We start from the raw sequence: 874 nt of genomic DNA, 5'->3' as shown, positions 1-874 counted from the left end.
TAAGAGCTCCTATCAGGTTTGATTGCTGAGGCGTCGCCAACAGATCAGCGCGGCACCGAGGTTCAAGAATCCGTAATGGATGTCGGTGCGGCGTTCCCATCGGACGGCCAGGCGTCGGTACTGGTGGAGCAGGGCGATGGTCTGTTCGACGATCCAGCGGCCGGCGGTGACCGTGTCGCGGGTTCCGCGGCGCGGGATGTAGCCGGTGATCCCGCGTTGTCGCAGCTCGGCATGCACGCTGGGGTAGTCGTAGCCCTTGTCGCCGATGAGGGTCTTGATCCGGCGTCGCGGTGGCCCGGGTCGGCCGCGTAGTGGCCGGAGGCCATCGAGCACCGCAGGCAGCATCAGGTGGTCGTTGACATTGGCCGCGGACAGCTCCACGACGAGCGGGAACCCGTTGCCGCAGGTCAACAGGTGATGTTTGGAACCGGTCTTGGCGCGGTCTACCGGGCTCGGTCCGGTCGCGGCGCCCCCCTTTTGGCCCGCACGTGCGAGCCGTCGATCATGACCCGGTCGAAGTCGATCAACCCGGCGGCGTTGCTGCGGTCGAGGACCGCTTGGTGCATCGCCTCGAACACCCCGGCGGCCTGCCAGTCCCGCAACCTGCGCCAACACGTCATCCCGGACCCGAACCCGAGTTCCTGGGGCAGGTCTTCCCACCCGATCCCGGTGAACAGCACGAACAAGATGCCCTGGAACACCAGTCTCGGATCGTGTTGGGCCGGGCCCGGGTGTCCCGGCGGGCTTTACCGGTAGTAGCGGTTCGATAACCGCCCACAACTCATCGTCCACGATCCACGGTGCTGCCACGGCGAAACATCCTGCACGACAGTAAGTCTCACCGCTACCTGACCGAACCCGTTAGGAGGTCTAA

The 874-nt window shown here is 65.4% G+C and carries 1 pseudogene; it reads right to left on the bottom strand.

The annotated features are described in order from the left end of the window. Positions 1-12 precede the first annotated feature (12 nt). Positions 13-810: pseudogene (locus tag NCO8_RS30990) on the bottom strand (IS5 family transposase). Positions 811-874: the final 64 nt, after the last annotated feature.

Origin of the sequence: Nocardia coubleae NBRC 108252, from assembly GCF_001612805.1 — a bacterium.
In the GTDB taxonomy this organism is placed as follows: domain Bacteria; phylum Actinomycetota; class Actinomycetes; order Mycobacteriales; family Mycobacteriaceae; genus Nocardia; species Nocardia coubleae.
The sequence above is the reverse complement of the archived record's forward strand: the minus strand, read 5'-3'. Positions and strand labels throughout refer to the sequence as shown.